General features: G+C 72.7%; 25 protein-coding genes and 1 tRNA gene. 12 read left to right on the top strand and 14 right to left on the bottom strand.

What is annotated here, in order from left to right:
• Nucleotide 1 precedes the first annotated feature (1 nt).
• The 3 genes from ACFYXA_RS23925 to ACFYXA_RS23915 all read right to left on the bottom strand — a co-directional run bounded on the left by ACFYXA_RS23925 (nt 2) and on the right by ACFYXA_RS23915 (nt 2,624).
• Nucleotides 2–748, bottom strand: a complete 747-nt coding sequence (locus ACFYXA_RS23925; protein WP_389036053.1) for a peptidase — start codon at nt 746–748, stop codon at nt 2–4.
• A 588-nt stretch (nt 749–1,336) separates the two neighbouring features.
• Nucleotides 1,337–1,819 (bottom strand): ATP-binding protein, encoded by a 483-nt coding sequence (locus ACFYXA_RS23920; RefSeq protein ID WP_130442496.1) that lies wholly within the window; start codon nt 1,817–1,819, stop codon nt 1,337–1,339.
• A 427-nt stretch (nt 1,820–2,246) separates the two neighbouring features.
• Nucleotides 2,247–2,624: an STAS domain-containing protein gene (locus ACFYXA_RS23915; RefSeq protein WP_130442494.1), complete on the bottom strand. Its 378-nt coding sequence runs from the start codon at nt 2,622–2,624 to the stop codon at nt 2,247–2,249.
• Between the two features lie 248 nt (nt 2,625–2,872).
• Here ACFYXA_RS23915 and ACFYXA_RS23910 point away from each other — a divergent pair, with 248 nt between their 5' ends.
• Both ACFYXA_RS23910 and ACFYXA_RS23905 read left to right on the top strand, forming a co-directional pair.
• Nucleotides 2,873–3,778 carry an RNA polymerase sigma factor SigF gene (locus ACFYXA_RS23910; RefSeq protein WP_352247737.1) on the top strand — a complete coding sequence of 302 codons (906 nt, stop codon included), beginning with the start codon at nt 2,873–2,875 and terminating at the stop codon, nt 3,776–3,778.
• Nucleotides 3,779–4,028: 250 nt separating this feature from the next.
• A complete protein-coding gene (locus ACFYXA_RS23905) occupies nt 4,029–5,588 on the top strand; it encodes an RICIN domain-containing protein (RefSeq protein WP_389036048.1) in 1,560 nt (519 codons plus the stop codon).
• A gap of 46 nt (nt 5,589–5,634) precedes the next feature.
• Here ACFYXA_RS23905 and hutI read toward each other — a convergent pair whose 3' ends face one another.
• The 4 genes from hutI to hutU all read right to left on the bottom strand — a co-directional run bounded on the left by hutI (nt 5,635) and on the right by hutU (nt 11,250).
• A complete protein-coding gene (gene hutI / locus ACFYXA_RS23900; RefSeq protein WP_389036045.1) occupies nt 5,635–6,930 on the bottom strand; it encodes an imidazolonepropionase in 1,296 nt (431 codons plus the stop codon).
• A complete protein-coding gene (locus tag ACFYXA_RS23895; RefSeq protein ID WP_389036042.1) occupies nt 6,927–8,306 on the bottom strand; it encodes a formimidoylglutamate deiminase in 1,380 nt (459 codons plus the stop codon). The genes hutI and ACFYXA_RS23895 overlap by 4 nt, the downstream gene beginning before the upstream one ends.
• Entirely contained in the window at nt 8,303–9,511 is a 1,209-nt protein-coding gene (locus tag ACFYXA_RS23890) for an allantoate amidohydrolase (protein WP_352247790.1), read from the bottom strand. The genes ACFYXA_RS23895 and ACFYXA_RS23890 overlap by 4 nt, the downstream gene beginning before the upstream one ends.
• Nucleotides 9,512–9,585: 74 nt before the next feature.
• A complete protein-coding gene (gene hutU, locus ACFYXA_RS23885) occupies nt 9,586–11,250 on the bottom strand; it encodes a urocanate hydratase (RefSeq protein ID WP_352247741.1) in 1,665 nt (554 codons plus the stop codon).
• 419 nt (nt 11,251–11,669) lie between these two features.
• Here hutU and ACFYXA_RS23880 point away from each other — a divergent pair, with 419 nt between their 5' ends.
• The 4 genes from ACFYXA_RS23880 to ACFYXA_RS23865 are packed head-to-tail and all read left to right on the top strand — an operon-like array spanning nt 11,670 to nt 13,807.
• Nucleotides 11,670–12,059 (top strand): hypothetical protein, encoded by a 390-nt coding sequence (locus tag ACFYXA_RS23880; protein WP_130442484.1) that lies wholly within the window; start codon nt 11,670–11,672, stop codon nt 12,057–12,059.
• Complete coding sequence (locus tag ACFYXA_RS23875; protein ID WP_352247742.1) at nt 12,056–12,877, top strand: transcriptional regulator; 822 nt, start codon at nt 12,056–12,058, stop codon at nt 12,875–12,877. Before ACFYXA_RS23880 ends, ACFYXA_RS23875 begins: the two co-directional genes overlap by 4 nt.
• Before the next feature lie 34 nt (nt 12,878–12,911).
• Entirely contained in the window at nt 12,912–13,457 is a 546-nt protein-coding gene (locus tag ACFYXA_RS23870) for a roadblock/LC7 domain-containing protein (RefSeq protein WP_389036037.1), read from the top strand.
• Nucleotides 13,433–13,807, top strand: a complete 375-nt coding sequence (locus tag ACFYXA_RS23865; RefSeq protein WP_352247744.1) for a hypothetical protein — start codon at nt 13,433–13,435, stop codon at nt 13,805–13,807. Before ACFYXA_RS23870 ends, ACFYXA_RS23865 begins: the two co-directional genes overlap by 25 nt.
• A gap of 14 nt (nt 13,808–13,821) precedes the next feature.
• On the opposite strand, the gene ACFYXA_RS23860 is transcribed toward ACFYXA_RS23865, so the two are convergent.
• Together ACFYXA_RS23860 and ACFYXA_RS23855 are read right to left on the bottom strand one after the other, a co-directional pair.
• Complete coding sequence (locus ACFYXA_RS23860; RefSeq protein ID WP_389036034.1) at nt 13,822–14,415, bottom strand: hypothetical protein; 594 nt, start codon at nt 14,413–14,415, stop codon at nt 13,822–13,824.
• A 130-nt stretch (nt 14,416–14,545) separates the two neighbouring features.
• Nucleotides 14,546–15,424, bottom strand: coding sequence for a MurR/RpiR family transcriptional regulator (locus ACFYXA_RS23855; RefSeq protein WP_352247746.1), 879 nt, complete (start codon nt 15,422–15,424; stop codon nt 14,546–14,548).
• Nucleotides 15,425–15,607: 183 nt separating this feature from the next.
• On the opposite strand from ACFYXA_RS23855, the gene ACFYXA_RS23850 reads away from it, so the two are divergent.
• The gene (locus tag ACFYXA_RS23850) at nt 15,608–16,036 is read left to right on the top strand and encodes a hypothetical protein (protein WP_352247791.1); all 429 of its coding nucleotides are present in this window, start codon (nt 15,608–15,610) and stop codon (nt 16,034–16,036) included.
• Nucleotides 16,037–16,414: 378 nt separating this feature from the next.
• On the opposite strand, the gene ACFYXA_RS23845 is transcribed toward ACFYXA_RS23850, so the two are convergent.
• The gene (locus ACFYXA_RS23845; RefSeq protein WP_352247747.1) at nt 16,415–17,803 is read right to left on the bottom strand and encodes a cystathionine beta-synthase; all 1,389 of its coding nucleotides are present in this window, start codon (nt 17,801–17,803) and stop codon (nt 16,415–16,417) included.
• Between the two features lie 148 nt (nt 17,804–17,951).
• On the opposite strand from ACFYXA_RS23845, the gene ACFYXA_RS23840 reads away from it, so the two are divergent.
• From ACFYXA_RS23840 to ACFYXA_RS23830, 3 genes are all read left to right on the top strand, one after another.
• Nucleotides 17,952–18,980, top strand: coding sequence for an SGNH/GDSL hydrolase family protein (locus tag ACFYXA_RS23840; RefSeq protein WP_352247748.1), 1,029 nt, complete (start codon nt 17,952–17,954; stop codon nt 18,978–18,980).
• A 251-nt stretch (nt 18,981–19,231) separates the two neighbouring features.
• Complete coding sequence (locus ACFYXA_RS23835; protein WP_352247749.1) at nt 19,232–20,449, top strand: acetyl-CoA C-acetyltransferase; 1,218 nt, start codon at nt 19,232–19,234, stop codon at nt 20,447–20,449.
• Between the two features lie 291 nt (nt 20,450–20,740).
• Nucleotides 20,741–21,529: a hypothetical protein gene (locus tag ACFYXA_RS23830; protein ID WP_351098402.1), complete on the top strand. Its 789-nt coding sequence runs from the start codon at nt 20,741–20,743 to the stop codon at nt 21,527–21,529.
• An 11-nt stretch (nt 21,530–21,540) separates the two neighbouring features.
• Here the strand turns inward: ACFYXA_RS23830 and ACFYXA_RS23825 are convergent, their stop codons facing one another.
• Nucleotides 21,541–21,822: a hypothetical protein gene (locus ACFYXA_RS23825; protein ID WP_352247750.1), complete on the bottom strand. Its 282-nt coding sequence runs from the start codon at nt 21,820–21,822 to the stop codon at nt 21,541–21,543.
• 133 nt (nt 21,823–21,955) lie between these two features.
• Here ACFYXA_RS23825 and ACFYXA_RS23820 point away from each other — a divergent pair, with 133 nt between their 5' ends.
• Nucleotides 21,956–22,183, top strand: a complete 228-nt coding sequence (locus ACFYXA_RS23820) for a DUF4287 domain-containing protein (RefSeq protein WP_130442465.1) — start codon at nt 21,956–21,958, stop codon at nt 22,181–22,183.
• Between the two features lie 79 nt (nt 22,184–22,262).
• Here ACFYXA_RS23820 and ACFYXA_RS23815 read toward each other — a convergent pair whose 3' ends face one another.
• The 3 genes from ACFYXA_RS23815 to ACFYXA_RS23805 all read right to left on the bottom strand — a co-directional run bounded on the left by ACFYXA_RS23815 (nt 22,263) and on the right by ACFYXA_RS23805 (nt 24,880).
• The gene (locus tag ACFYXA_RS23815) at nt 22,263–23,156 is read right to left on the bottom strand and encodes a Bax inhibitor-1/YccA family protein (protein ID WP_130442463.1); all 894 of its coding nucleotides are present in this window, start codon (nt 23,154–23,156) and stop codon (nt 22,263–22,265) included.
• Nucleotides 23,157–23,383: 227 nt separating this feature from the next.
• A complete protein-coding gene (locus ACFYXA_RS23810; protein WP_389036025.1) occupies nt 23,384–24,559 on the bottom strand; it encodes a 4-hydroxybenzoate 3-monooxygenase in 1,176 nt (391 codons plus the stop codon).
• Between the two features lie 238 nt (nt 24,560–24,797).
• A tRNA-Leu gene (locus tag ACFYXA_RS23805) sits at nt 24,798–24,880 on the bottom strand.
• 393 nt (nt 24,881–25,273) lie between these two features.
• Between ACFYXA_RS23805 and ACFYXA_RS23800 the strand changes: the two genes are divergently transcribed.
• Nucleotides 25,274–26,044: an ABC transporter ATP-binding protein gene (locus ACFYXA_RS23800; RefSeq protein ID WP_352247752.1), complete on the top strand. Its 771-nt coding sequence runs from the start codon at nt 25,274–25,276 to the stop codon at nt 26,042–26,044.
• Nucleotides 26,045–26,055 lie beyond the last annotated feature (11 nt).

The following is a 26,055-nucleotide window of genomic DNA, read 5'->3' as shown; positions in this document are numbered from 1 at the left end:
ATCAGGGTGTGCGGGTCCGCCGGGTCAGCCAGAGGGCGCCCGCCGCGCCCGTGAGGAGGACGGTGCCGCCGAGGGTGGCGAGGGCGATCGCGGAGTCCTCGGGGCCGGTCTGCGGGAGGGAGCCGCCGCCCGTCGATCCGCCGCCGGCGCTGCCTCCGCCCGTGCTTCCGCCGCCTGTGCTGCCTCCGCCCGTGCTTCCGCCGCCTGTGCCGCCTCCGCCCGTCGATCCGCCGCCGTCCTTCGCCGTCACGTCGAGGGTGAGGGCCGGCGGGGGGCTGTTGGTGGGGGTGCAGGTGGTGGTCGTGCCGAGGGCCTTGATGGTGAGCACCCCGGGCGTGAAGGTGACCTTGCCGGTCTTCTTCGGGGTGTACGTGCCGCTCAGGTCGTTGATCTTGATGGGGGTCTCGGCGGGGATCGCCGCCTGGTTGGCGGGCCCGGTGACGGTCATCGTGCCGCTGTCGGCGCCGCCCAGTCTGATCGTGGCGCTCGGCTTCATCGCGCCCTTGCCGAGCTCGACGGGGCTGGAGGAGACGCCCTTCTGCCAGGACATGGTGATCTTGTAGGCGCCGCCGCTCGCCACGCCCTTGATGTCGATGGGCGAGAGGGCGCTCTTGTCGCCGATGGGCGTCTTGCAGGCGTAGTTGACGTCCACGACCTGCGCACTGGCCGCGGGGGCGGCCGCCCACACCGCCGGGCCGGCCAGAGCCGCGACAGTCGCGAGCGCGGCGGTTCGCTTCCGGTACGACACGGTCCCCTCATTCCCGACAGGCGCTCGTCGTTCGTCTTCCGCCATTTGCTGACGGCGCATCAGACAGGGCCGTCAAGGTACGCCGGGCACCGTGAGGAAGGAAGGGGAGGAACACACCGGAGTTACGCCCGCCCCGCGCGAGGGCACGAGGGGCGTGACGTGACGGAACCGCGGGCGGGGGCGGGCCCCGTAACGGCCCGGGACCGCAGGCCGGGGCGCTTCCCGTAACGGCTCGGGAGCGCAGGCGGGGGCGGGGGCGGACGGCTCGGGACCACGGCGGGGCTCGCCTCCCGCACCGGCCCGGGACCGCAGGCCGGAGCGGCTTCACGCACCGGCCCAGGACGGCAGGCGGGGCGGCTTCCCGTAACGCCCCCGGACCGCGGGCGGGGGCGGGGGCGGGCGGCCCGGGACCACGGCGGGGCTCGCCTCCCGCAACGGCCCGGGACCGCAGGCCGGAGCGGCCTCACGCAACGGCCCGGGACCGCAGGCCACGGCTTCCCGTAACCCCGGAACTACGGGCGGAGCCCCCGCACCGGCGCAGGGCTCGTGCCGGCGGTCGTCCGGAGGGCCGGGCGCCGGGCGGGTGTGTCAGGCGGGGGCGCCCAGTTCCGCCCAGACCGTCTTGCCGGCGACGCCGGGCGCGCGTACGACTCCCCAGTCCAGGCACAGGCGCTGGACGATGAACATGCCGTGGCCGCCGGGGCGGCCGGCGCGGTGCGGGGTGCGGGGGGCCGGCTGGCCCGTGCCGCGGTCGGAGACCTCGACGCGGATCACCTTGTTGTCGCACCCGATCAGCAGTTCCTCGGGCCCCTCGGCATGGAGGCAGGCGTTGGTGACCAGTTCGGAGACGACGAGCAGCACGTCCTCGGCGGCCGCCCGCTGGTCGGCGGTGGCGGCGGGCAGCCAGCCCCACGCGTACAGCGCCTGGCGGGCGAAGTCCCGCGCCATCGGGACGACCCCGCTCGCGCCGTCGAAGCTCAGCCTGCGGACCTCGCGGCCCGTCGACGCCCCGGAAGCGCCGCTGGGCTCAGGGCCGCGGTCGCCCGGCGAGCAAGGCCGGGTGGTGCTCATCAGCGCTTCACCTCACCGATTCACCAATACATGGTTCACACGATTCACTTCACTCACACGGTTCACACGACTCACATGGCCCCCATGAATCACACGGCCGGCAGGGCCCGTATGACTCACGCGGTCTCCGACTTCGAGCGTGCAGGAACCAGTACACACGCTCAGCGGCCGCCGCACGGTCGGTCTGCGCATCCCGCCCCCGTCCCCTTCTCGTACCGTTGCCGCCTACATCCACGTTCAGGATGTCTCCTGCCCGACGGAACCGGCGGAACACCCCCTGTTCGCCCGGAGGTGACCCGGCCCGTCCCTCACACGGCGTCGAGACGCACGCAACGGCACCCGATCGGCCGGTCGTGCGAACTCCCGGGAGACGGCCGGAACCGGGCCCGGGCCGCCGTCGACCTCGGACCGTCCCGGCGCGGGCGGGTCAGCCGTCCCCGTCGGCGAGGGCCGCCTCGACCGTGTCGTGCACGGTGAAGACGGCGTCCGCGCCGGTGATCTCGAAGACTCTGGCCACCACGGGCAGCATGCCCGCGAGGTGCACCCCGCCGCCGGCGGCCTCCGCCTTCAGGCGGGCGCCGAGGAGGACGTTGAGCCCCGTGGAGTCGCAGAACTCCAGCCTCGAGCAGTCCACCACCAGCCGGCTGACACCCTTGGCGAGGCAGTCGTCGAGTGGCTCACGCAACAATTCGGCCGTGTGGTGATCCAACTCACCGGCCGGGGTCACGACGGCGCTGGAGCCCTCTTCCCGCACCTCCACCAGAAGTCGGCCAGACTGTGCGCTGCCGACCGTCCCGTGGTCCATGCCGTGTCTCTCCCGAGGTCGTGACTGCTACCTGACGCCCTCGAACACTACGCCTTCGATACGCACTCCAACAGCCGAACAATCACCCACAAACGGACATAACCGACCAGATCGCACTTGCGATCGGTCGAGTAAAGCCGATAGGGCTAGAGGAGCACGTATCCGACACGGCCGGCTTTGGAGGCGCCGCACACCGCAGTGCACGCACAGGCTTCGGCAGCCGTATGCCGAGAACGATGGAGGACATCATGTCACCCCGGCTCGACGCACCGCATACCCCCAACGCGACGTCGACACTCCCTCTGGATGGTCCGAATTCCCTCGCGCCGGGTCTGGAGCCCGCCGACGCGCTCGCCGGACTCCCGGAGATCCCCCCGTACGACGAGGTGGGCGCCGTCGACGCACGCGCTCTGTCCAAGACCCTCTTCGAGCGCCTCGAGTCGCTGGAGGAAGGGACGCACGAGTACGCGTACGTCCGCAACACCCTCGTCGAACTGAACCTCGCGCTGGTCAAGTTCGCCGCCTCCCGCTTCCGCTCCCGCAGCGAGCCCATGGAGGACATCATCCAGGTCGGCACGATCGGCCTGATCAAGGCGATCGACCGCTTCGAGCTCAGCCGGGGTGTGGAGTTCCCCACCTTCGCGATGCCAACCATCGTCGGCGAGATCAAGCGCTTCTTCCGGGACACCTCGTGGTCCGTGCGCGTGCCGCGCCGGCTTCAGGAGCTGCGGCTCGACCTGGCCAAGGCCGGCGACGAACTGTCCCAGAAGCTCGACCGCGCCCCCACGGTGGCCGAGCTCGCGGAGCGCCTCGGCATCTCCAACGACCAGGTCGTCGAGGGCATGGCCGCCTCCAACGCCTACACCGCCGCCTCGCTGGACGCCCAGCCCGAGGAGGACGACACCGAGGGCGCCCTCGCGGACCGCATCGGCTACGAGGACCACGGCATCGAGGGCATCGAGTACGTCGAGTCACTGAAGCCGCTGATCGCCGAGCTGGCGCCCCGCGACCGCCAGATCCTCTCCCTGCGCTTCGTGGCCGGCCTGACCCAGTCGGAGATCGGCGAGGAGCTCGGCATCTCGCAGATGCACGTCTCCCGGCTGCTCTCGCGCACCCTGGTCAAGCTCCGCAAGGGCCTGACCGTGGAGGAGTGAGCTCCCTCCCCAGCGCTGGAAAACCTCCCCGCACGCACTCGTGCCCGGGGCGCCCGTCTGTGGGGCGCCCCGGGCACGGTCGCGTCCGCACCGGCACGCACCCGCGCCCGCGCGAAAGCGCCCCGGAAAGACCCGCCGACGCCTGCCCATCGGGCCCCCTTCGCCACTAGGGTCACCCTCACCACAGACTGACCAGTACGTCAGCAACCGGAGCGCCGACCACGACGCGTCCGGCGAGGAGGCGACCACCATGGTCCGTGCCGAGGGGAACGGCCGGGGGACGGACGACGACACCGGGACCGGGGCCGACGAGCGGCTGGCCGGGCTGTTGCGCGCGGATCCCGCAACCGCCTACCCGGCACTGCGCGCGCTCCGCGCCCGTCACCAGCCCGCCGTCCTCGCCTACGCCCGACTGTGCACCACCGGCGAGCCCGGCGCCCGCCAGCTCGCTGCCCAGGCCTTCACGCTCGCCGCCCGCGAGACCGCCCGCGGCAACGACCCCGGCGGCCCCTGGCGCCACCAGCTCCTCCTGCTGACCGCGCGGGTCGCGGGCAGCTGGGCCGCGGACGACCGGGCCGGCGGCCTGGACGCGGGACTGCTCCTCGTCCTGAACACGGCCGGGCCCCACGGCCCCGTACCGCCGCTGCTCAGCGCCTTCCGCTCGCTGCCCTCCAGCGCGCAGGGCCTGCTCTGGTACGGCGTCGTCGAGCGGGAGCCCGCCGACCGGACGGCCGCGCTGCTCGACCTGACCCCGCAGGACGTCGCCCACGGCACCGCACCGGCCCTCCAGTCCCTGGCCCGAGCCTCCCTGCGGCTGCGCCTCGCCGCCTCCGAGGACCCGCGCTGCGGCGACTTCCACCGGCTGATCGAGGAGTCCGTACGACCGGACGCCCCGCGCCACAGCGCCGACCTGGAGACGCACCGGGCGCACTGTCCGCACTGCGCGACCGCCTACGAGGAGCAGTGCGCCCTGCGGGACGACCCCCGCGGCACCCTCGCGGAAGGCCTGCTCCCCTGGGCGGGGACGGCGTACGCACGGCACACCCACGCACCCCGGCCCTCCGCACGGAACACACGGAACGCACAGCGCGCCCGGAACGCCCGGAACAGCTCCTGGCCGCCGTCCCGCCGCTTCATACTGACCTCGGCGGCGCTGGGAGCGGCACTGGCGCCGCTGCTGACACTGCTCCTGTCCCCCGGAGACCCGCCCGCCCCGTCCAGCCAGGACACGGCGGTCATCGGCCCGCCGGCCGTCCCGCAGGTCACCGTGACGACGACGGCGACCGCGACGGCGACCGCGACCGCCCCGGCCCCCACCCCGAGCGCCGGCTCCCCCACGCCCAGCCCGTCCCCGCCCCGCACCACCACACCCCCGCTGCCCCGCCCCACGCCCTCCCCCGCGCGGCCGCCCGGCGCGGCCTACGCCCAGATCGTGAACGTCGCCACGGGCCGTTGCCTGGAGGTGGCCGGCGACTTCGACAAAGGCACGGACGTGGTCACCGTCCCCTGCTCCGCCTCCCCCAGTCAGCGCTGGCGTGTCGACTCCGCCCGCGGGGTGGTCCAGTCGTACGCGGCCCCCGACTTCTGCCTGGACAGCCGCGGAGCGACCGACAAGGGCGTCGGCGTCTGGCCGTGCTCCTCCGTCGACGGACGCAACGGCCGCAACCTGACGTTCACCGTCGACGACGCCGGCGCCATCCACCCGGCGATCGCCGTCGAGACGGCCCTGACAGCGACGGCCGACGGCGCCCTCTCCCTGGACGCACAGAGCGGGGCCACGACCCAACGCTGGCGCGCCGGCTCGGCCTGACCGCGCCGGTCGCCCGGAGGACGAGGCGGGCGGCCGGCGAGCCGGGTCAGGCCACGCGGGCGCCTCGGCGCCAGACCTGGGAGGCCAGCGGCACTCCCGGGCGGTAGGCCAGGTGGACGTGGCTGGGGGCGTCGAGCAGGACGAGGTCGGCGTAGGCGCCGGGCGTGAGGCGGCCCACGTCCGTGCGGCGCAGCGCCGCCGCTCCGCCGGCCGTGGCCGACCAGAGGGCCTCGTCCGGGGTCATCCGCATGTCCCGCACGGCGAGCGCGATGCAGAAGGGGACGGACGAGGTGAACGACGAGCCCGGGTTGCAGTCCGTGGAGAGCGCCACGGTGACGCCGGCGTCCAGGAGGCGGCGGGCGTCCGGCCAGGCGGCGCGGGTGGAGAACTCGGCGCCGGGCAGGAGGGTGGCGACGGTGTCGCCGGCGGCGAGCGCGTCCACGTCGGCGTCGGTCAGGTGGGTGCAGTGGTCGGCGCTTGCCGCGTCGAGCTCCACGGCGAGCTGCACGCCGGGGCCGTGGGTGAGCTGGTTGGCGTGGACGCGGGGGTGCAGTCCCCTGGCCTTGCCGGCGGTGAGGATCGCGCGCGCCTGGTCGCCGTCGAAGGCCCCCTTCTCGCAGAACACGTCGATCCAGCGGGCGTGCGGGGCGCACGCGTCGAGCATCTCGCCGGTGACGAGGGCGACGTAGGCGGCCGGGTCGTCTGCGTGCTCCGGGGAGACGACGTGGGCGCCGAGGTAGGTGACCTCGTCGGTGTGGCGGGCGGCGAGGCGCAGGGCGCGGGCCTCGTCCTCGACGGTCAGGCCGTAGCCCGACTTCGTCTCGAAGGTCGTCGTGCCCTGGCGGAGCGCCTCGGCGAGATGGCGGGTGAGGTTCGCCTCCAGTTCCGCGTCGGTGGCGGCGCGGGTGGCGGCGACGGTGGTGCGGATGCCGCCGGCCGTGTAGGGGCGGCCGGACATGCGGGCGTTGAACTCCTCGGTGCGGTCGCCCGCGAAGACGAGGTGGGAGTGGGAGTCCACGAAGCCGGGGATCACCGCCCGCCCGCCGGCGTCGACCCGATTGTCAGTGGTGGGTGCTTTGCTTGATTCACCGGTCCACACGACACGGTCGCCTTCGATGACGACGGCCGCGTCCTGGATCAGTCCGAGGGGAGAACTGTCACTCAGGGAGGGGTCGTTGGTGACCAGGGCGGCGATGTTGGTGATGAGCGTGCTCGCGGTGCTCGCGGAGTGGGCGGGGCTGACGGTCGTCGCGTTGCTCATGGCGTCCTTGCTGGCCTGGTCGGCGGTGGGATGGGGGTCGGGGGCGGAAGCGGAGCGCGGGAGCGGTCGGCGGGGCGTCATCCGCGCAGGGCTGCGACGGCGTCCGCGAGGGCCCGCGGCACATCCGGTACAAGCCGGTGCACCCCGTCGCGCACGATGTGCCGCCCTGCCACGACCGTGTGCGTCACATCCGCTGCCGACGCGGCGAATACGGCCGTCTCGGCGCCGAGTCGCGGAAGCGGCCCTGCCGTTCTGACCGAGTCGAGGGCGATCGTCGTGAAGTCGGCCGCCGCGCCCGCCTCCAGCGTGCCCGCGTCGTCGCGGCCCAGGGCCGCGTGACCGTCGGCTGAGGCGGCGCGCAGCAGGGCGGCGGCGGTCCAGTGGCCCCGGGTGCGGGTGCGCAGGCGCTCGTTCAGCTCCATCGCGCGGGCCTCTTCGAGCAGGTCGATCACGGCGTGGCTGTCGGAGCCGAGGGAGAGCGGCGAGCCCGCTTTCTGCAGGGCGGCGGCCGGGCCGATGCCGTCGGCGAGGTCCCGTTCGGTGGTCGGGCACATGCAGGTGCCGGTGCCGGAGCGGCCGAGGAGGGCGATGTCCTCGTCGGTGAGGTGGGTGTTGTGGACCCCTGTGGTGCGCGGGCCGAGGACGCCGTGCTCGGCGAGGAGCTGGGTCGGCGTGCACCCGTGGGCCTCACGGCAGGCGTCGTTCTCGGCGGTCTGCTCGGACAGGTGCACGTGCAGCGGAGCCCCGCGCTCCTCGGCCCACCGGGCCACGGTCGCCAGCTGGTCGGCTGGCACGGCCCGTACGGAGTGGACGGCCGCACCGATCCGTGCGTGATCCCGTTCCTTGAGAAGTGAACAGCGTTCGGCCCAGGCGTCCGCGCTGCCGTCGCGGAAGCGGAGCTGGTGGGCGTTGGGCGGCTGTCCGAAGCCGGAGGAGAGGTAGACGGTGTCGAGGAGGGTGATGCGGATGCCGGCGTCGGCGGCGGCCTCTATGAGGGCCTCGCCCATCGCGTTCGGGTCGGCGTAGGGGGTGCCGCCGGGGGCGTGGTGGACGTAGTGGAACTCGCCGACGGCGGTGATACCGGCGAGGGCCATCTCGGCGTACACCGCGCGGGCCAGCCGGTGGTAGGTCTCCGGGGTGAGCCGGTCGGCCACGGTGTACATGACCTCGCGCCAGGTCCAGAAGGTGCCGGAGCCGACCTGGACGGTGCCGCGCAGGGCGCGGTGGAAGGCGTGGCTGTGGGCGTTGGCCAGGCCGGGCAGGGTGAGGCCGCGCAGAATCTCCGCGCCGGGCGGCGGGGCGGGGGTGTCGGTGCGGACGGCGGTGATCCGTCCGTCCCGCGTCTGGAGGACGACGCCCGGCTCGACGCGCGTGTCGAGCCAGGCGTGCTCCAGCCAGTACGTCTTTGTCGGCTGTGCGGGGGTCGGCTGTCCGGGGGTCGGCTGTGCGGGGGTCACGTGTGGGCCAGCCCTTCCAGTACGTCGGCGAGTGCGCGCACCCCGGCCACGCAGTCGTCCTCGGCGGCGAACTCGGCCGGGGAGTGCGAGACGCCCGTGGGGTTGCGCACGAACAGCATGGCGGTCGGGACGCTCCCCGAGAGGATCCCGGCGTCGTGTCCCGCGCCGGTGCCGAGGACGGGCACCTTGAGGTCGGGCTCCGCCTTCTCGCCGAGGATGCGGGCCAGTTCGTCGCGCAGGGCGTGGTCGAACTCGACGACGGGTGTGAACGACTCCCGGACGACGTCGAGGTCGACGCCGTGGGCGGCGGCGTGCTCCCGGGCCGCCTTCTCGACGCCGGCGAGCACCTGGTCCAGGCTCGTCTGGTCGGCGGCGCGGGAGTCGAGCCAGCCGCGCACCAGGGAGGGGATGGCGTTGACGCCGTTGGGCTCCACGGCGATCTTGCCGAAGGTGGCGACGGCTCCGGCGAGCCGCGCCTCGCGCCGGGCGGCGAGCACGGTCTCGGCGTACGGGAGCATCGGGTCGCGCCGGTCCGTCAGCCGGGTGGTGCCGGCGTGGTTGGCCTCGCCGCGGAAGTCGAACCGCCAGCGTCCGTGCGGCCAGATGGCGGCGGCGATGCCGACCGGGTCGCCGCTGAGGTCGAGGGCGCGGCCCTGCTCGACGTGGAGTTCGACGAAGGCGCCGATGCGGGCGAGCCGCTCCGGGTCCGGTCCGATGGCGTCGGGGTCGTAACCGGCCGCCTCCATGGCGCGCGGGAGCGTGACGCCGTCGCCGTCGGTCAGCCGGTGGGCCTGCTCGACGCCGAGGTGCCCGGCGGCGAGCCGGGAGCCGACGCAGGCCAGGCCGAAGCGGGCGCCCTCCTCGTCGGCGAAGTTGACGATGGCGAGGGGCTTGCCCAACCGGGCGTTCCGGCCGCGCAGTTCGTCGAGCGCGGCGAAGGAGGACACCACGCCCAGGGGACCGTCGAAGGCGCCGCCGTCGGGCACGGAGTCGAGGTGCGACCCGGTCACGACGGCGTCCCCGGCGGCGGGGTCGCCGAGCCACGCCCACTGGTTGCCGTTGCGGTCGAGCTCGTACGTCAGGCCGCGCGTCTCGGCCTGCGCCCGGAACCAGGCCCGGCATTCTGCGTCGGCACCGGTCCAGGCGTAACGGCGGTAGCCGCCGGACCCGGGGTGCCGCCCGACGGCGGCCAGCTCCCGCCACATGTCCTGGAAGGAGGCGCCGGTGCCCGCGTCCGGGGACGGGGGCCGGGCTTCTGACAGGGAGTCGCCGCGCTCCGTCACGAGGGATCACCTTCACGCATCGGAACCCGCACGCCGCGATCGTCGGCGACCGACTCCGCGATGTCGTACCCGGCGTCGACATGCCGGATGACGCCCATCCCGGGGTCGTTGGTCAGCACGCGCCGGATCTTCTCGCCGGCGAGCTTCGTGCCGTCGGCCACGGAGACCTGCCCCGCGTGGATGGACCGGCCCATGCCGACGCCGCCGCCGTGGTGGAGGGAGACCCAGGAGGCGCCGGAGGCGACGTTCACCATGGCGTTCAGCAGCGGCCAGTCGGCGATCGCGTCGGAGCCGTCGAGCATGGCCTCGGTCTCGCGGTAGGGGGAGGCGACGGACCCGCAGTCGAGGTGGTCGCGGCCGATCGCCAGCGGCGCCGCCAGCTCACCGCTCGCGACCATGTCGTTGAACCGCTCGCCGGCCTTGTCGCGCTCGCCGTAGCCGAGCCAGCAGATACGGGCGGGCAGGCCCTGGAAGTGCACGCGCTCGCCGGCGAGCTTGATCCAGCGGGCCAGGGACTCGTTCTCCGGGAAGAGGTCGAGGATCGCCTTGTCGGTCTTGGCGATGTCGGAGGCCTCGCCGGACAGGGCCGCCCAGCGGAAGGGGCCCTTGCCCTCGCAGAACAGCGGGCGGATGTAGGCGGGGACGAAACCGGGGAAGGCGAACGCCCGCTCGTACCCGGCGAGTTGCGCCTCGCCGCGGATGGAGTTGCCGTAGTCGAAGACCTCGGCGCCGGCGTCCTGGAAGCCGACCATCGCCTCGACGTGCCGTGCCATCGACTCCCGCGCGCGGGCGGTGAAGCCGGCCGGGTCCTTGGCGGCGGCGTCGGCCATGTCCTCGAAGGCGATCCCGGTGGGCAGGTAGGCCAGCGGGTCGTGGGCGGAGGTCTGGTCGGTGACGATGTCGATCGGGGCGCCCATGGCGAGGAGCTGCGGGACCAGTACGGCGGCGTTGCCGAGGACGCCGATGGACAGCGGGCGGCGGGCGTCGCGCGCCTCGGTCGCCAGCTGGAGGGCGTGGTCGAGGGAGTCGGCCTTCACGTCGAGGTACCGGTGCTCGATGCGGCGCTCGATGGCGCGCGGGTCGCAGTCGATGCAGATCGCCACACCGTCGTTCATCGTGACGGCGAGCGGCTGGGCGCCGCCCATGCCGCCGAGGCCGGCGGTGAGGGTGACGGTGCCGGCGAGGGAGCCGCCGAACTTCTTGGCGGCGACGGCGGCGAAGGTCTCGTAGGTGCCCTGGAGGATGCCCTGGGTGCCGATGTAGATCCAGGAGCCGGCGGTCATCTGGCCGTACATGGTCAGCCCGAGCTGCTCCAGGCGGCGGAACTCCTCCCAGTTGGCCCAGTCGCCGACGAGGTTGGAGTTGGCGATGAGGACGCGCGGGGCCCACTCGTGGGTCTGCATGACGCCGACGGGGCGGCCGGACTGGACGAGCATGGTCTCGTCCTGCTTGAGCGTCCTGAGCGTGCGGACCATCGCGTCGAAGGAGCGCCAGTCGCGGGCCGCCTTGCCGGTGCCGCCGTAGACGACGAGCTTGTCGGGGTGCTCGGCGACCTCGGGGTCGAGGTTGTTCTGCAGCATCCGCAGGGCGGCTTCCTGCTGCCATCCCAGGGCGCTCAGTTCCGTACCGCGGGGCGCTCGTACGGGGCGGGGTCCTGACATGGTCTGCCTCCTTGCGGATGGGATGGTCCCGGCGGAGTGTTGCTGTGTCTATTCACATCCTGGACGTCTGAATAGGACTAGTCAACACACCGGCGGCATGACGGAGCCCCCGGGCCGGGCAGGAAGGAGCCGGGAAGCACGAAGCCCGGAGACGGGAAATGGGTGGCGCCGAAACCGGGGCGCACGGAAACAGGGGGCGCGCGGCACCGCCACTCACCACCCGCAGTACCCTCGCAACCCCCTTGGCGCACGCCCCGGGCGCGGTGTTGAACGGGCGGGGAGAAATCGGGGTCAGTCGACCCACACTAGTCACCGGGGCGCATGTTCCGCTGGAAAATGCCAGAACACTCCCTCAACGCGGACACGTTGCGTAGCTTCTTCCTCACTCAGCCGAACCGCAGGCGGGAGGGGAGCCAACGGTGCCCGGAATCGACGAGTGTCTCCTGGAGGCCATGCGCCTGCCCGGAGCCCGGGGGGCCGCACTGGTCGACTGGACCAGCGGGCTGGCCCTGGGCGCGGTCGGAGAGTTCCCGGGCGGCGACCACGAGGCGGCGGCCGCCGAGGCCGCGGAGGTCGCACGGCTCACGGCCGAACAACGGGCGTTCACCCCGGAGACGGACGCGGACGCGGACCCCCCGGTGGAGGACCTGATCATCAGCAACCGGGACAGCTACCACGTCCTGCGGTTCGTGCCGACGTCCTTCGACAGCAGTGTGTTCCTGCACGTGTGGCTGGCCCGGCCGGACGGCAATCTCGCCCTGGCCCGGATCCGGCTGGGCGAGATGGCCGGACGGCTGGTGCTGGGATGACGGTCGTGGACACCACCCCGCCGCCCCGGCTGCCGGTGCGGGACAGAGCGGCGGCCCGCGACCACGCCGGCGGTGTCTCCCCGATGCTGAGCCGGCTCGCCGCCGAGCGCGCCACCGGCGTCCTGGAGCGCGAGCGCGGCGCGATCTATCTCGCCGACGGCTGGGTGGTGCACGCCGAGAGCTCCCACTCCCCTGGTCTGGAGGTGCTGCTGCTGACCCACGGCACGCTCGATCCCGGCGTCTGGCGGGATGCGGTGGAACACGCCGACGAGGAGCGGGGCGCCGCCGGGCTGCTGCTGGAGGCCGGCCTGATCGGCCGGGGCGCGCTGGAACTGTGCCATCTGGGAGCGATGTTCGACGCGGCGTACTTCGCCCTCGCCCCGAGCAGCACACCGGGCCGCTTCCGCTACGGCCCCGGGAACTGGTTCGGCGTCCTGCGGCCGGTGCCGGTGGCCGCGGTGGAGCGGGAGACGCTGCGCCGCCGCGAGCTGCTGGACCGGCTGTGGCCCGACCCGCTGCCGGACAGCGCGCCGCTGCTGCCTGCCGAGCCCGTCGCCGCACCGGGGCTCACCGCCCGGCAGCGCGCGGTGCTGGCGCTGGTGGACGGGGCGCGCACCGCGTCGGACATCGCCCGCGAGCTGGGCCGGCAGGCCTTCGCGACGCTGGTGGACGTCCGCCGGCTGGCGGCGGCGGGGCTGCTCACCGCCCAGTTCCCGCCGCCCGTCCCGCTCCCCGCGCCGGGCCTGGCCCTGCCGCGCGTCAACGACCCCGACATCACGTTGCTGAAGAGGCTCAGGGATGCGCTGGAGGCCCTTTGAACGGCAGCGACCGCGCGCCGAGAGGAGCGAGCTGATGGCGGCGGAGCCCGACATCCGCGCCGAGCTGCGTCGGCTGCGGGCCCGGGTGCCCCAGCTGACCGGGGCGCTCGCGGCGGGCGTGGACGGGCTCGTCCTGGCCCACGACACACCGGGCGTGGAGGCCGAGAGCGTGGCCGCGCTCACCTCCACGGCCCTCGGGGTGGCGGTGCGGATGGCCGACGCGACCGGGCAGGGCGACTTCCGCGAGCTGCTCGTGCGCGGGGTGTACGGCTACGTCGCCACCTACGCGGCGGGCAAGAGCGCCGTGCTGACGGTGCTCGCGCAGGACCGCGTCAACGTCGGCCGGCTGCACCTGGAGGCCCGCCGGGCCGGCGTCCGCATCGGGGAGCTGGTCGACGCCGGGCCCCCCGCTCCGAAGGGGACGGCGGCGCCCCCCAGGAGCCGGAACACGCGCCGCCAGACCACCGGCCGGCCGGGCCGACCGCCCGGTGACCCCGGCCCGCACAGCCAGCACAGGCAGAACCCACAGATCACGGACAACGAGGAGATCCAGCCATGGCCAACACCGAAACCGCGCTGAAGGAAGCCCTGGCCACCATCGAGGGCGCCAACGGCGTCGCGCTCGTCGACTACACCAGCGGCATGGCGCTGGGCACCATGGGCGGCGGGAAGACCTTCGACCTCAATGTGGCCGCCGCGGGCAACACGGACGTGGTGCGCGCCAAGATGCGCACCATGGAGCACCTGGGGCTGAAGGCGCAGATCGAGGACATCCTGATCACGCTGTCCGACCAGTACCACCTGATCCGGCTGATCAGCGGTCGCGGCGGCAACGGTCTCTTCCTCTACCTGGTGCTGGACGCCAAGCGGGCCAACCTGGCGATGGCCCGCCACCAACTGCGCAAGATCGAGGAGGACCTGGAGGTCTGAGCGGCGCGCAGCGCCTACACGAGTGCCGCGGTGCGGCGGCGGGCTCCACCGGGGGCCGCGTCGCCCGCCGCGATGCCCGTGCTGCGGTAGACCTCGACCGCCTTGCCGGCGGGACGGCCGCCGTTCGCGGAGAGCCGGTCGACCCGCACCCACAGCAGCAGGTCCCCGGCCCGCTCCCGTCGCCCGAGCCAGGCGGCCTTCAGCCGGAGCCCCGCACCGCACCCGGCGAGCAGCAGCCCGCCGGCGGCGGGCACGGCGAACGCGCTGCCCAGCGCGGCGGCGAAGGCGAGCAGGAGCCACCAGCGGTGCCCGCGGCGCCACACCCGTGCGGTCACCGCGCGGTCCTGGAGGACGTCGTGCCGGCCCGCGCGGACCGCGCCGCGCGCGAGTTCCGCGTACCGCCCACGCCGCGTCAGCGCCACGACCGCGGCGGCGACGAGGAACAGCGCCGCCCCGGCCAGCACCCCGATCCGCCGGCCCGTGAAGCCGGGCGGCAGGACGCCGGCCCCGGCCGCGATCACACCGGCCCACCACAGCGGGCCGGCCCCGGCCCGTACGACGACGGCCACCCGAGCCAGACCCTGAGCTCTGTGATCCCCGCGTGCCACGTCCCGCCTCCTCGTCGCCTCGACAACTCCCGTACGCATGACGCTGGTCGAGCACGGTAGCCAGGAAACGTGAGACGGACATGAGAACGACGGCGCCGGTTCGTCACTCCAGGACGGCCCGGCGATGCCGTCAGTCCACGAACAGCCCTCGCGCCGCCGCCCTGGCGTCGAACTCCTCCAAGCGGGCCTGGGCCTCCGGCAGGCCGTCGCACATCGCCTCCAGCAGCACCCGCCCGAGCAGCATCGGCGCGCACGCCGTGTCGAAGGCGAGGCCGGTGCCGACGGCGGCCGGCAGCAGCAGGTCGGAGACCTTGGCGACGGGCGCGAAGGCGGAGTCGGCGACCGTCACCACGGTCAGCCCCGCCTCCTTGGCGTAGGCGAGGGCGTCGACGACCTCGCGGGGGTGGCGTGGCAGCGCGAAGCAAAGCAGGGCGGTGGCGCCCGCGTGTACGGCCGCGTCGACCCGGTCGTGCAGCATGGTGCCGCCCTCGTGCAGCAGCCGTACGTCCGGGTGGACCTTGGCGGCGAAGTACGCGAAGCCGTGGGCCTGGGCGGCGGCGGCGCGCAGGCCGAGCACCGGCAGCGGCCGTGAGGCGGCGAGGAGCCGCCCCGCCCGCTCCACGGGCCTCGGGTCGGCGAGCACCTGCGCGAGGTGCCGCAGGTTCTCGATCTCGGCCTCGACGGCCTGCTGGTACTCGTTGTACGGGACGCCGCCCGCGGGCTGTTCGGCCGGCGCGACCTCTCGCAGGTGCCTGCGCAGGGCGGGGTAGCCGTCGAAGCCGAGGGCGACCGCGAAGCGGGTGACGGAGGGCTGGCTGACCCCGGCCAGCTCGGCCAGCTCGACGCTGGACAGGAACGGCACGTCGGCGGCGCGCCGCACCATGCTGTGCGCGATGCGCCGCTGGGTCGGGGTCAGCCGGTGCCCCTCGAACAGCGCCTGGAGCCGCCCGGCGGGACTCTCCCCCACGCCGCCTCCCGTCCCCCGGTCCGCGCCGCCGCCCTCGCCCATGCCGCTCCCCCTCCGCACCCGGTCGTCTATTCACTCACCCAGAACTCTGCATGACGCTATACAGCCAGGCAAGGCGACGGACGCCGGTGCTCCCGCCCGCTTCGGGCGAAGACGGGGGACAGCCCCAGTGCCACCGGCCCGGCCCGTTCCTACCGTTGAGGCATGACGGGACGGGAGACCAGCATGGACGCACAGGACACCGAGCTGAAGAAGGAGCTTGACGCCGCCCTCAAGGCGCGCAGGGAGCTGGGTGAGGAGTACGAGTCGGCGCTGGTGGACTCGTTCCTGGAGAAGGTGGACCTGCGGATCGACGGCGCGGTCGAGCGCCGGGTGCGCCGTCAGTTCGCGGAGCAGCAGGTGGCGACGGCCCGGGGCGGTCGGGCAGCCGAGGAGCGGGACTCCTGGGGTGAGCGTTTCGGCTTCGGCATCGTCTCGCTGGTGCTGGCGATCCCGCTGTCGGCGATCGGCGCGGCCAACGCCGGCCTGCCGGGCCTGATCGTCGCCTGGGCGGGCATCGTGGGCGTCAACGTGGTCCAGGCCGCCCGCGCACATCCGAACCTGTTCGGCGGGCGCCTGCGCGGCAGGTCGCGCGAGGGCGGCTGGGAGGACTGAGCGAGCCGCGGGCTCGCGAGAGGTGTGCGCGGGGACCGCCGCACCCCCGTATCGGGGGGCGGGACGACGGCGGTCCCCGCGAGGGACGCGGGCCGGGTCGGGCCGGGCCCCCGCGTCCGTGGCGTCCATGGAGGTCCGGGAGCCGCTCCGGAGGTCCTTGACGCCGTTCGGGTGCCGGCCGGGGCCGGGAGCCTTCCCGGTGCTCTGCGCCTGGGAGGTGTCTCCGCTGCCCTGCCGACACCCACCAATGTGCCGGACGCGTGTTAAGCGGGTGCTGCGCGGACGTGACGCGCTCGTACCACTTCCGCGAAGTCCGCCGGCTCGGCGAATGAACGCGAACGTCCGCCGCGGAACCGGCGGTTCACCGGACGTTCGCCGTCACTTGCCGCCCTTGGCCAGGAAGGCCAGCAGGTCCTGGCGGCTGACGACGCCGGTGGGCTTGCCCTCCACGAGGACGATCGCCGCGTCCGCCGAGCCCAGCACGGACATCAGGTCGCCGACCGGCTCACCGGAGCCGACCTGCGGCAGCGGGGCCGACATGTGCTTCTCCAGCGGGTCCTCGAGCGAGGCCTTCTTGCTGAACAGGGCGTCCAGCAGCTCGCGTTCGACGACCGAGCCGACGACCTCGGCGGCCATGACGTCCGGGTGACCGGCGCCGGGCTTGACGACGGGCATCTGCGAGACGCCGTACTCGCGCAGCACCTCGATGGCCTGGCCGACCGTCTCGTCCGGGTGCATGTGCACGAGGGAGGGCATGGCGCCGTGCACCTTGTCGTTGAGGACGTCGGCGACGCGGGCGCTGGGGCCCTCGTCCTCGAGGAAGCCGTAGTCCGCCATCCACTCGTCGTTGAAGATCTTGCTCAGGTAGCCGCGGCCGCTGTCGGGCAGCAGGACGACGACCACGTCGTCGGGGCCGAGCCGTTCGGCGACCCGGAGCGCGGCGACGACGGCCATGCCGCAGGAACCGCCGACGAGCAGCCCCTCCTCCTTGGCCAGACGGCGCGTCATCTGGAAGGAGTCCTTGTCGGACACGGGCACGATCTCGTCGGCGACGGTCCGGTCGTAGGCGGTCGGCCAGAAGTCCTCACCGACGCCCTCGACGAGGTACGGCCGCCCGGAGCCGCCCGAGTAGACGGAGCCCTCGGGGTCCGCGCCCACGACCTTGACCTTGCCGTCGCTGGCTTCCTTCAGGTAGCGGCCGGTGCCGGAGATGGTGCCGCCCGTGCCGACGCCGGCCACGAAGTGGGTGATCCGCCCCTCGGTCTGCTCCCAGAGCTCCGGGCCGGTGGAGTGGTAGTGGGAGAGCGGGTTGTTGGCGTTGGAGTACTGGTCGGGCTTCCACGCGCCCGGCGTCTCGCGCACCAGCCGGTCGGAGACGTTGTAGTACGAGTCCGGGTGCTCGGGGTCGACGGCGGTGGGGCAGACGACGACCTCGGCGCCGTAGGCGCGCAGTACGTTGATCTTGTCGGTGCTCACCTTGTCGGGGCACACGAAGATGCACTTGTACCCCTTCTGCTGGGCCACGATGGCCAGCCCCACGCCGGTGTTGCCGCTGGTCGGCTCGACGATGGTCCCCCCGGGCTTGAGCTCTCCGCTCTGCTCGGCCGCCTCGATCATGCGCAGCGCGATGCGGTCCTTCACGGAGCCGCCGGGGTTGAAGTACTCCACCTTGGCCAGGACGGTGGCCTTGATGCCCTTGGTGACGTTGTTGAGCCTGACCAGCGGGGTGTTGCCGACGAGGCTGATCATCGAGTCGTGGAAATGCACCGTTGTCTCCGGTTGCTTGCAAAGACTGTGTCGAAGTGGTCCCGCCAGCCTAAGGCGTGCCCCGCACGTTCACTCACCGTCGAGATTGGCCGACGGTCCGTACGGGGCAAGGAGTGGGTGTACGGACACGAGGAGGTGGCGTCGAGGCATGACGAGCATGTCCAGGGCAAGGGTGGCCCGGCGCATCGCGGCCGGCGCGGCCTACGGCGGAGGCGGGATCGGTCTGGCCGGCGCGGCGGTGGTCGGGCTGCTGCTGGCGGAGGCGCAGTTGGCGCGACGCCACGTGAACGGCAACGGGGCGCATCCGCGTGTTCCGCACGCGGACGGTCTGTACGGCAGGGCGTACGCGGTCCCCGGCGAGGAGGCGCTGCGGCTGACGCTGCTCGGCGACTCCACGGCGGCGGGCCAGGGCGTCCACCGGGCGGGGCAGACGCCGGGGGCGCTGCTGGCGTCGGGGCTGGCGGCGGTGGCGGAGCGGCCGGTGAAGCTGCGGAACGTGGCGCTGCCCGGCGCCCAGTCCGACGATCTCGACCGGCAGGTCGCGGCGGTCCTCGGCAACGCGGGCCGGGTGCCCGACGTGTGCGTGATCATGATCGGCGCGAACGACGTCACCCAGCGCATGCCGCCCACCCGTTCGGTACGGCATCTGTCCGCGGCGGTACGGCGGCTGCGCACCGCCGGTGCGGAGGTGGTCGTCGGCACCTGTCCCGACCTGGGCACGATCGAGCCGGTCGGGCAGCCCCTGCGCTGGCTGGCCCGGCGCGCCTCCCGTCAGCTGGCGGCGGCCCAGACGATCGGCGTGATCGAGCAGGGCGGGCGCACGGTGTCGCTGGGCGACCTGCTGGGGCCGGAGTTCGAGGCGAACCCGCGGGAGTTGTTCGGGCCGGACCACTACCACCCTTCGGCGGAGGGGTACGCCACGGCGGCGATGGCGGTGCTGCCGACGGTCTGTGCGGCGCTGGGGCTGTGGCCGGCGGAGGAGGAGCGGCCGGACGCCTTCCGCCGCGAGGGTTTCCTGCCGGTGGCCCGGGCCGCGGCGGAGGCTGCGGCGGAGGCCGGCACCGAGGTCACGGCGGCGATGCCGACGGGGCCTCGGGGGCCGTGGGCCCTGCTGAAGCGACGCCGCCGCCGCAGGGTCCCCGAACAGGAACCCACCCCAGCCACCCCGTCCCCGTGACGGGGGGCTCGGCCCCGCCACCCCCTGGGGGCTCCGCCCCCAGACCCCCGACCTGTGCCCACCCACCACCCGACTCGCTCGGCAGAAAAGCGGGACCGACCCAGCCGGTCCGGCGTCCGAAGGCCAAAGCAAGCGCTTAGTAAATTGCGGTCAGGGTCACACCGGCATCCTCGTGACCCGGGCCATACGTACCGGTAACTTCCCAACCAGCCAACCGGTACGAAGAATCCCCGCATGCCAATGGAGCCGTGATGCCCGAAGCCGTCATCGTCTCGACCGCCCGCTCCCCCATCGGCCGCGCCGTCAAGGGCTCCCTCAAGGACCTGCGCCCGGACGACCTCACCGCCACGATCATCCAGGCGGCGCTCGCCAAGATCCCAGAGCTGGACCCGAGGGACATCGACGACCTGATGCTCGGCTGCGGCCTCCCCGGCGGCCAGCAGGGCCACAACCTGGGCCGGATCGTCGCCGTGCAGATGGGCATGGACCACCTGCCCGGCTGCACGATCACCCGCTACTGTTCCTCCTCGCTGCAGACCAGCCGCATGGCCCTGCACGCCATCAAGGCCGGCGAGGGCGACGTCTTCATCTCGGCCGGCGTCGAGATGGTCTCCAGCTACGCCAACGGCACCTCCGACATGCCGGGCACCCACAACCCCCTCTTCGCCGAGGCCGAGGCCCGCACGGAGGCGACCGCGCAGCAGGAGGGCACCTCCTGGCACGACCCGCGCGAGGACGGCCTGCTGCCCGACCCGTACATCGCGATGGGCCAGACCGCGGAGAACCTCGCCCGCGCCAAGGGCATCACCCGCCAGGACATGGACGAGTTCGGCGTCCGCTCCCAGAACCTCGCCGAGGAAGCCATCAAGAACGGCTTCTGGGCGCGCGAGATCACCCCGGTGACGCTGCCCGACGGCACGGTCGTCAGCCAGGACGACGGTCCGCGCGCCGGCGTCACCCTCGAAGGCGTCCAGGGCCTGAAGCCGGTGTTCCGCCCCGACGGCCTGGTCACCGCCGGCAACTGCTGCCCCCTCAACGACGGCGCCGCCGCGGTCGTCGTCATGAGCGACACCAAGGCCCGCGAGCTGGGCCTCACCCCGCTCGCCCGCATCGTGTCGACCGGTGTCTCCGGCCTCTCCCCCGAGATCATGGGCCTCGGCCCGGTCGAGGCGTCCCAGCAGGCCCTGCGCCGCGCCGGTCTCACCATCGACGACATCGACCTGGTCGAGATCAACGAGGCGTTCGCCGCCCAGGTGATCCCCTCCTACCGGGAGCTCGGCATCGACCTGGACAAGCTGAACGTCAACGGCGGCGCCATCGCCGTCGGCCACCCCTTCGGCATGACGGGCGCCCGCATCACCGGCACGCTCATCAACTCCCTCCAGTTCCACGACAAGCAGTTCGGCCTGGAGACGATGTGCGTCGGCGGCGGTCAGGGCATGGCGATGGTCATCGAGCGCCTCAGCTGAGGCTCGTGACGACCTCTCGGTAGCCGCCGAGGCACCCACCGTGAGCCGATGGCCCGGAGTCCGGGAAACCCCTGGATTCCGGGCCGTTCTGTGATCCAATCTCCCCCAGGATGTGACCTATCTCCCTCGCCGTAGGGATTTACGCAGCTCAGAGCAGATTCACCCACGGGCGCCGGGCCAAAGTCCTGTCCGTTTCGTGACGTTACGCACTGACAGCTGGATAGTCCGCCCTTCAAGCTGATGTAGGAAGTCGGGGGTCGACTTGAAACCGGGAGTACGTCAGTGAGCGCCTTGCCGATCGCCTTGCTGGTCACCACGGCCGCCACGGGCGCCGTGGGTGTCGCCGTCCTGCGCACCCTCTTGCAACTGCGCCGTGATGTCGCGGCCCTGCACGTCCAGCTCGCCGAGAACGGCCGGAACACCGCCGGGACGCAGGGTCTCGTACCGGCCGCCCGGACCACGGCGGACACGGACGGGATACGCGCCGCGGTCGCCGAGGCGCTCGCGGAGGAGCGGGAGCGGGAGCTGGCCGAGGCGCGCGCGTTCTGGGCCGCGCAGGAGGCCCGTGACGCCTCCGACGCGCCCTCCCTGCTGGGCCTGCCCGACAGCGAGCTGTTCCTGCCCCGGCAGGCGGACCTGGTGGGTCTGGAGCACCTGGAGCCGGTGAGCGAGCCGACCGGGGAGAACGACGAGTTCGCCGGGGAGTCCGCCGAGCTGGCCGCGGCCCGCCGCCGTCACCCCTCCCACCCGGACTTCGTCCCGGTGCAGTCGCCGGTCGTCGACGACCACGAGCGCACGGTCGCGGCGCTGGAGGATCTGGCCGCCTCCCGCACCGAGCTGACCGACGTCCGCCCGGGCCCGCTGGGCACCCTCGACGTGTACGTCTTCGCCGACGGCACCACGCTGTGCATGACCCCGGGCCACCGTGAGACGGCGGACCGGCTCTCCACGGCCCTCGCGGCCGGCGAGACCCCGTACCTCCTGGGCGGCTCCGGCATCTCCGGCGCGTACACGCTGACCTTCGCCTGCGGCGGGGAGAGCGTCTACATCCTGGCGGACCGGGTCATAGCGAGCCTCTGAGCGACCCTTCCTCAGACGCCGGCCCGTTTCTGGGCCTCCTCCACCAGCCGCACCGCCTCCGCGATGTCGTCGGCGTCCGTCAGCGCGACGGCCAGGTCGTGACCCGCGACGGTGATCTGGTCGGCGGCGGCGAACATGCCGGCGTCGGGCATCTCGCGGGGCTCTGTGCCGGGTTCCTCCACGCGTTGCGTCCAGCGGGCCAACTCCCTGGCCAGCGCCAGCGCCTCCGCGGCGGCGCCCCGCTGGAGCCGGGACTGCGGCGCCGCCCGCAAACGATCGGCAAAGTGATCCACCGCACGGATCAAAGGCGTCGTATCAACCACGCGGTGAGCGTACAGCGCCGTGCCCGGACTGTTGCCAACCGGCGAACGCTCAGGCACGGTGACCTGTAGGACCGGCTTACACCCATGCGTACCGGAGGCGCCGATGTCCCAAGTCTTCTCCGAGGAGACCCATCGCAACCTGCTAGCCCGCATCCCCCACTGCACCGGTCGTGAAGTCGCCGACTGGCTGCGCACCGTCGACGAAGGCCCTGCTCTCCGCTTCGAGGAGAAGGTCAGCTGGCTGCGCTACGAGCACAACCTCTCGTACGGCCATGCCAAGGCGATCATCCATGAGTACGACCTGAGGAGGGCGGCGCGCAAGCTGCTCTGAGAGCGGCCCCTCACCAACGCGAGGCGCCCGGCCGGAGATTCTCCGGCCGGGCGCCTCGGGCGTTCTCGAGGGGGGTTCGTCAGTCGCTGTTCAGGATGGACAGCAGCCGCAGGAACTCCATGTAGATCCACACCAGCGTCAGCGTGAGACCGAAGGCCGCGAGCCAGGCCTCCTCGCGCGGGGCGCCGTAGGCCACGCCGTCCTCGACCTGCTTGAAGTCGAGGGCGAGGAAGCAGGCGCCGAGGATGATGCCGATGACGCCGAAGACGATGCCGAGGGCGCCGCTGCGGAAGCCGAGACCGTCACCGCCGCCGAAGACGGCGAACAGCATGTTCACGGCCATCAGCAGCACGAAGCCGAGCGCGGCCGCCATCACGAAGCCGTAGAAGCGGCGGTTGACGCGGATCCAGCCCGCCTTGTAGGCCACCAGCACGCCGGCGAAGACCGCCATGGTGCCGAGGACCGCCTGGGCGACGACGCCGTCCGCGATGTACGTGGACACCGCGCTGGAGATCACGCCGAGGAAGACGCCCTCGAAGGCGGCGTACGACAGGATCAGCGCGGGCGTGGGACGGCGCTTGAAGGACTGGACCAGCGCCAGCACCATGGCCACCAGGCCGGCGCCGACGCCGATGGCGTACGACTTGCCGAGGTTGGCCTCGTCGACCGGCAGCAGCAGCCACGACAGGACGGCGGTGACGACCACCGTGCCGAGGGTCATGGCGGTGCGCGCGACCACGTCGTCCATGGTCATCACGCCGCGGGCGGTGACCGGGGTCTGCGGGGCGCCGTACTGCAGATCCTGCTGGGCGTAAGGGTTCTGCGCGTACGGGTTGCCGGCCGGCTGGGCGTAAGGATTGCCCTGCTGCGTACCGCCAGCGGGACCCCCGGCCTGCGGCGCGGCGTTGAAGCCCGCGTAGCCGTTGTCGCGGCTGAACCCCCGTCGCGAGAAGACCGGGTTGTTGCTCCTCATTTCACTCCTCCATGGCCACACAGCGTGGCCTTGGCTCAAGAGTAATAGGTAGGCAAAGGATTGACCCTACTGCTTGGGGAGGATCTTTCCCTCGTCGTGCTGCGCAACACGCTATGTCCCCGCTTGATTCCCGGCATCGCCCGGCGTCATTCATGACCGTTCCGGTACACGTCCGGAACCGGTCGGAGATCACACACGCGCGCGTGGTCCGCGTCCGGCTGCCGGCGTCACTCGAACGGGAAGCCGGTGTACGCCTCGGCGAGGTCGGTATCGGCGGCGCGTGAGGAGGCGAGGCGCTCCAGGCGGGCGAGCTGGAGGCGGTCGTCGAAGGGGTCGCCGCCGGGGGCGCGGTGGAGGAGCGTCGTCATGTCGTGGGAGAAACGCTCGGCCTGCCAGACGCGGCGCAGGCAGGTGGCGGAGTACGCGTCGAGCAGTTCCGCCGAACCGGTGAGCCGGCGGTGGGCCAGGGCGCGCGCGAAGGTGACGACGTCGCCGACGGCCAGGTTCAGGCCCTTGGCGCCGGTCGGCGGCACGATGTGCGCGGCGTCGCCGGCCAGGAAGAGACGGCCGTACCGCATGGGCTCGTGGACGAAGGAGCGCATGGGGGTGACCGACTTCTGGGTGATGGGCCCGCGCTCCAGCCGCCAGTCGTCGTCGGTGGCAAAGCGGCGCTCCAGCTCCGCCCAGATCGCGTCGTCGCTCCAGGACCGGGCGTCGGTGTCCCGCGGCACCTGGAGGTAGAGGCGTGAGACGACGGGGGAGCGCATGGACAGCAGGGCGAAGCCGCGGTCGTGGCGGGCGTAGACCAGTTCGTCGTGGAAGGGCGGCACGTCGGCGAGGACGCCGAGCCAGCCGAAGGGGTACGTCCGTTCGAAGACGCGGCCGGTTCCGGCGGGGACGGCCCGGCGGGAGACTCCCCGGAAGCCGTCGCAGCCGACGACGTAGTCGCAGACGAGGACGTCCTCGCGGCCCTCGTGCCGGAAGGGGACGCGGGGGCGGTCGGTGCCGGCGTCCTCGACGGCGAGCGCCTCCGCCTCGAAGAGCAGCGGGCCGCCCTCCTTCGACTGGAGGGCGATGAGGTCCTTGCACACCTCGGTCTGCGCGTAGACGGTCACCGACCGGCCGCCGGTCAGGGCGGGGAAGTCCACCCGGTGGCGCCGCCGGGCGAACCGCAGCTCGACGCCGTCGTGGCGCAGCCCTTCCCGGTCCATGCGCTCGCCGGCGCCGGCCGCGCGCAGCACGTCCGTCGTGCCCTGCTCCAGGATCCCGGCGCGCTGACGCTGCTCGACGTAGGCGCGGTCGCGGCTCTCCAGGACGACGGAGTCGATGCCGGCGACGTGCAGGAGGCGGGCGAGAAGCAGGCCGGCGGGGCCGGCGCCGATGATGCCGACGGTGGTGCGCATCGGGCGTTCCCTTCGACGGGGCGTCGCCGCCACGGCGGTCGGTGTTCACGCGCTTCATCGTTCACGCGTTGCACACGGTTCGCACAGTGAAGTTTTCTTCACTTATGCTGGACGCGAGTCTGGGCGCGGAGTCAGCCGGTGTCAATGGTTGTGCGCACGGACGGCCCGTCGGCGGGTGAGGCGGTCAAGGCCTCCATGGAGGATGCAACGACACGGACGTGTCGGCAGGCGTCGGAGATGCCCGGAACCGGACTTGAACCGGTACGCCCGCGAGGGGCAGCGAGGTTTAAGCTCGCCGTGTCTGCATTCCACCATCCGGGCAGGCCATGGGCTCCGCGCTGAAGCTCCGACCCTATCGGGACGCGCCCCTCGAACACCGGCCCAGCGAACCGATGTTGTCTTATTTTATTGACGTCTGAGGGTGCATCAGCCCCGTGAACTGTCCATCCGCACTTGCCAGTAGCGTCCCCTGCGAGCATCGGCCCTGTATGCGGAATGACGGAATTTCACCGTACGAACGAGGGTGCTCCACCGGTTCTTGACGTTTGACCCCGTCGGGGTCGCGTGTCATCCCCAGGTATGACGTGGCGTGCTCCGGTCCGACCGGAGTCGGCCTTCGGAACCGGAACAACGGGTGACTACACGGCGGCAGGGGGCCGCGACGATGGATCACGTAAACCCGGCACCACCCTCGTCCCGACAGGAGCCCCACCCGTGACCACTGCCCCCCTCGCCGACCGGACCACCGACGTGGCCGCACGCGCCACGGACCTGTCGAAGACGTACGGGGAGGGCGAGACCCGGGTGGTCGCCCTGGACCGGGTCTCCGTCGACTTCCGGCGTGCCGAGTTCACCGCGATCATGGGGCCCTCCGGCTCGGGCAAGTCGACGCTCATGCACTGCGTCGCCGGCCTCGACACCTTCTCCTCCGGCTCCGTGCGCATCGGCGACACCGAGCTGGGCTCCCTGAAGGACAAGCACCTCACCAAGCTGCGCCGGGACAAGATCGGCTTCATCTTCCAGGCGTTCAACCTGCTGCCCACGCTCACCGCCCTGGAGAACATCACCCTCCCGATGGACATCGCGGGCCGCAAGCCGGACAAGCAGTGGCTCGACACGGTGATCGAGATGGTGGGCCTGTCCGGCCGGCTCGGCCACCGGCCCTCGCAGCTCTCCGGCGGCCAGCAGCAGCGCGTCGCCGTGGCCCGCGCCCTCGCCTCCCGGCCGGAGATCATCTTCGGTGACGAGCCGACCGGAAACCTCGACTCGCGCTCCGGCGCCGAGGTGCTGGGCTTCCTGCGCAACTCGGTGCGCGAACTGAAGCAGACGGTGGTGATGGTGACCCACGACCCGGTGGCCGCCGCCTACGCGGACCGGGTGGTCTTCCTCGCGGACGGCCGGATCGTCGACGAGGTCCACGGGCCGACCGCCGAGTCGGTGCTGGACCGCATGAAGCGGTTCGACACCAAGGGCCGCACGAGCTGACGAAACGTCAC

The organism is Streptomyces sp. NPDC002566 (genome assembly GCF_042889585.1).
GTDB lineage: Bacteria > Actinomycetota > Actinomycetes > Streptomycetales > Streptomycetaceae > Streptomyces.
Note: the sequence above shows the minus strand (reverse complement) of the source record. Positions and strands in the feature narration are given on the sequence as shown.

Bases quoted from the DNA above. Each gene is read 5' to 3' on its own strand.
- ACFYXA_RS23920 (WP_130442496.1), bottom strand. From the start codon at position 1,819: ATGAGCACCACCCGGCCTTGCTCGCCGGGCGACCGCGGCCCTGAGCCC.
- ACFYXA_RS23915 (WP_130442494.1), bottom strand. From the start codon at position 2,624: ATGGACCACGGGACGGTCGGCAGCGCACAGTCTGGCCGACTTCTGGTG.
- ACFYXA_RS23910 (WP_352247737.1), top strand. From the start codon at position 2,873: ATGTCACCCCGGCTCGACGCACCGCATACCCCCAACGCGACGTCGACA.
- ACFYXA_RS23905 (WP_389036048.1), top strand. From the start codon at position 4,029: ATGGTCCGTGCCGAGGGGAACGGCCGGGGGACGGACGACGACACCGGG.
- hutI (WP_389036045.1), bottom strand. From the start codon at position 6,930: ATGACGCCCCGCCGACCGCTCCCGCGCTCCGCTTCCGCCCCCGACCCC.
- ACFYXA_RS23890 (WP_352247790.1), bottom strand. From the start codon at position 9,511: ATGTGGCGGGAGCTGGCCGCCGTCGGGCGGCACCCCGGGTCCGGCGGC.
- hutU (WP_352247741.1), bottom strand. From the start codon at position 11,250: ATGTCAGGACCCCGCCCCGTACGAGCGCCCCGCGGTACGGAACTGAGC.
- ACFYXA_RS23875 (WP_352247742.1), top strand. From the start codon at position 12,056: ATGACGGTCGTGGACACCACCCCGCCGCCCCGGCTGCCGGTGCGGGAC.
- ACFYXA_RS23870 (WP_389036037.1), top strand. From the start codon at position 12,912: ATGGCGGCGGAGCCCGACATCCGCGCCGAGCTGCGTCGGCTGCGGGCC.
- ACFYXA_RS23865 (WP_352247744.1), top strand. From the start codon at position 13,433: ATGGCCAACACCGAAACCGCGCTGAAGGAAGCCCTGGCCACCATCGAG.
- ACFYXA_RS23855 (WP_352247746.1), bottom strand. From the start codon at position 15,424: ATGGGCGAGGGCGGCGGCGCGGACCGGGGGACGGGAGGCGGCGTGGGG.
- ACFYXA_RS23850 (WP_352247791.1), top strand. From the start codon at position 15,608: ATGGACGCACAGGACACCGAGCTGAAGAAGGAGCTTGACGCCGCCCTC.
- ACFYXA_RS23840 (WP_352247748.1), top strand. From the start codon at position 17,952: ATGACGAGCATGTCCAGGGCAAGGGTGGCCCGGCGCATCGCGGCCGGC.
- ACFYXA_RS23835 (WP_352247749.1), top strand. From the start codon at position 19,232: ATGCCCGAAGCCGTCATCGTCTCGACCGCCCGCTCCCCCATCGGCCGC.
- ACFYXA_RS23820 (WP_130442465.1), top strand. From the start codon at position 21,956: ATGTCCCAAGTCTTCTCCGAGGAGACCCATCGCAACCTGCTAGCCCGC.
- ACFYXA_RS23815 (WP_130442463.1), bottom strand. From the start codon at position 23,156: ATGAGGAGCAACAACCCGGTCTTCTCGCGACGGGGGTTCAGCCGCGAC.
- ACFYXA_RS23810 (WP_389036025.1), bottom strand. From the start codon at position 24,559: ATGCGCACCACCGTCGGCATCATCGGCGCCGGCCCCGCCGGCCTGCTT.